Consider the following 2,900-nt stretch of genomic DNA (forward strand, 5'->3'; position numbering starts at 1 on the left):
ACTGCGGTTAACAAAAATCCAATGACAATTGCAGCAACAAAGCCGAAGATCATTTCATGGCTATGCCAGAACAACTGGTTGCCAACAAACTCGATGTTAAGTTGCCCGGAAATAACCAAGCCCCACAACAACATGGCAATCACACTGAAGCTTGCGCCAAACAAAAATAACGGTCTGAATGCCTGACGAAATAAGGGAATGATGGCTTTTTCCTGGTCAGATAATTGACTTTCTTTCGTCATAATTTAGTTTCCTGGAGTTACAGTGAGTGCGAAAATCACGTCGTACTCTTAGTGATTTTTACCTCTTCATAGGGGTAGGTGACTAAGTTGTCGTCTTGCACAATCGCACCTTTAGTCAACCTTGCTGGTTCGATTTTGTCGGTGTTTATTAAATGAAATACCCTCTCCCCGCGTGCAATAAGATGATCAGCCACTATTCTGCGATGACATCGCCACCATACAGCCTCAGAGCACATTAATGCGCAGCATTCTTTTCGTCCTAAATTTATGAGTTTTTCTAAACCGTCTTGAAAATCAGGCGTCATCGCGTAGTCGGCATAATTTTGGAAACTACGATTTTTCCAAAAGCCATTCGCCTCATTTGAAATCGCTTTTATCTTGCTGCGACGTCCACCAAGTTCAGTCAGATGGAGGTAATTAATATGGTGCTTGGCCAAAGTGAGTGGCAAAACATCCTCGTTATATTGAGGATTTGTTCGTGAACGCGGAAATGAACGAATATCTACCACAAGCATTATATCTGCTGGACTTAACAATTGGATAAACTCATTCACCGTACGAGTCGAGTGGCCGACAGTATAAAACGGCAGCATTATGACTTCTGTTTGCTCGCTGTTTTTGTTAGTGCTGACTCTTTGTGCGCGGCGATATGATCGGTTTTATCGCTTTTGATTTCGTATTGAGGGTCATCTTTGGATGCGCGATGTGTGTGACCTTTGTAATCAAAATCATGTGTGTGAATTTTGCTGATCGTGCCTCCAACTTTACCCGCTTCGGAATTCCAGGTGACATGGTCCCCGACCTTGAACTTGTGAGACATAAAGCTTCCTCCAAATCAATTTTAGATAACTGAAAACCAGATCAATGCTGGTTCAGCTTGAAAATTTTGTTAAGGATTGGTTTCTAATTTCTTAAAAATGTTCGGATCTTTTTCTCCGATAGCCTCAATGACGCCCCAGGCACCTTTATCTGTTCTCATCAAGGCATGATCAACCAGCACATAATGCCCAGGATAATCCACATTAAATTCCACAATAGTGGCGCCACCGGCCGGGATATTTGTGGTTTGTACATTCTTGAATTGCGCACCATTCATCGAGGCTTCTGGATACACGGTGTCAAAGATCTCGCCGACCAGATGAAATGAAGAGTTCATCGCCACTCCGCCATTACCGATATACAGTCTGACGGTATCACCGACATTCACCTGCATATTGTCGATAACAGCGCCGGTTCGACCGTTAAACACCACATATTCTGGTTCAGAATCGAGCATTTTTTTTGCATCAAAAACTTGCAAGCCTTTTCGACCAACCGCACCTGTGGTGTAAAGCTCAGCTTGCATCAGATAAAACTCTTTATCTACCTCAGGCAAACCTGCTTCAGGTTCAACCAGAATGAGGCCATACATACCATGCGTCATATGTACTGCCATATTTGGTACGGCGCAGTGGTAAACAAACAGACCTGGATTAAGTGTTTTGAAACGTATGGTTTTACTTTCGCCCGGCTCAACTACAGTGGCTTCGCCCCCACCACCTGGACCGGTAACGGCATGCAGATCAATATTGTGCTGATGCAAACTGGTCGCGTGGTTGTGTAGTGTTAGTTCAACGGTATCACCCTGTTTCACCCGAATCATCGGTCCGGGAACGGTACCGTTAAAAGTCCAGTAATTAAAGGTGATCCCCGGAGCCAGTTCTGCAAGAATCTCTTTGGTTTCCAAGGTGATTTTGGTGACATTTTCTGAATCGCTATTCTGGGAAGAAACCGGATCAGGCACATTATTAGGATCATGGGCAATATCATCAATCCACTCAAATTGTCCGATATGCCGAAAGAATGTCAGCACATTGTTAAGAGGAAGCCCAGGGCCTTTGCCCGGGCCATATGATTCAACATACATTGGATACTGAAACATATACATTTTGCCAATTGAAACGGACAGAAACGCGGCGATACCTATGATAAAAACCAGCATGGAAATGACATAAGCACGGGAGTGCATTTGATGAATCAGTCGCATAAAGAAAAATAGCGAAGCCGTTGCGGCAATGACAAAACCAAACATCTGGATCAAACTGGTTTTGAGATAAGCCAAAAGCGAAAAACCACCAAGGGCCAATATCACCATTAAACTCAGTAATAATGCTGCAGCGACCGTAATGGCCAATATATTTGAAAGCCGGTAAAGATTCATTATCGTTCCTAGATGAAAACGTAGACTTTCGCGATTAAAGCCAAAGATTACTTATCAGGAATATAACAAAAAACAATAATATAAGCCCGGTAATACGCATTTATAAAAATATAGAAAAGTATGATTTGGATTTTGAAGGTTGATGTTTTTCACCTTCCAGCAAATCCTCTAAGGGAATATGGGCATGTGAGTCATATAGCTTTTTGTTATCCGGGTGAAATACCCATAGCGCTATTACCCGCAGGCAACACAGACCAATAAAAGACGTCACAACAACCAGCCAATGTCACATTAAAAATGCGACGATAATCTTTGCAAACAACCACAAAATATCCATCATATTAACCTGGCTGTAATGACACTTTTGCTTCTGACGCTTTTTTATTAGCAAGATGAATAGTCGTCAGTACGTTGATTAACATCACTACCGCTCCGCAAAAGAATATAAATCCTCCCAT

5 protein-coding genes are annotated in these 2,900 nt (G+C 42.5%); all 5 read right to left on the reverse strand.

Annotated elements, in window-relative coordinates:
• Nucleotides 1–242, reverse strand: a 242-nt coding sequence (locus B3182_RS10850; RefSeq protein ID WP_292752740.1) for an NnrS family protein, incomplete at its 3' end; no start/stop codon positions are given.
• A 35-nt stretch (nt 243–277) separates the two neighbouring features.
• Complete coding sequence (locus B3182_RS10855; RefSeq protein ID WP_292356765.1) at nt 278–835, reverse strand: DUF488 family protein; 558 nt, start codon at nt 833–835, stop codon at nt 278–280.
• Entirely contained in the window at nt 835–1,062 is a 228-nt protein-coding gene (locus tag B3182_RS10860; RefSeq protein ID WP_292356763.1) for a DUF2945 domain-containing protein, read from the reverse strand. Before B3182_RS10860 ends, B3182_RS10855 begins: the two co-directional genes overlap by 1 nt.
• A gap of 69 nt (nt 1,063–1,131) precedes the next feature.
• Entirely contained in the window at nt 1,132–2,442 is a 1,311-nt protein-coding gene (gene nirK / locus B3182_RS10865; protein WP_292356761.1) for a copper-containing nitrite reductase, read from the reverse strand.
• A gap of 100 nt (nt 2,443–2,542) precedes the next feature.
• The gene (locus B3182_RS10870; RefSeq protein ID WP_292752742.1) at nt 2,543–2,713 is read right to left on the reverse strand and encodes a cbb3-type cytochrome oxidase subunit 3; all 171 of its coding nucleotides are present in this window, start codon (nt 2,711–2,713) and stop codon (nt 2,543–2,545) included.
• Nucleotides 2,714–2,900 lie beyond the last annotated feature (187 nt).

It is taken from the genome of Methylophaga sp. UBA4204 (assembly GCF_002379485.1).
Taxonomy (GTDB): Bacteria; Pseudomonadota; Gammaproteobacteria; order Nitrosococcales; family Methylophagaceae; genus Methylophaga.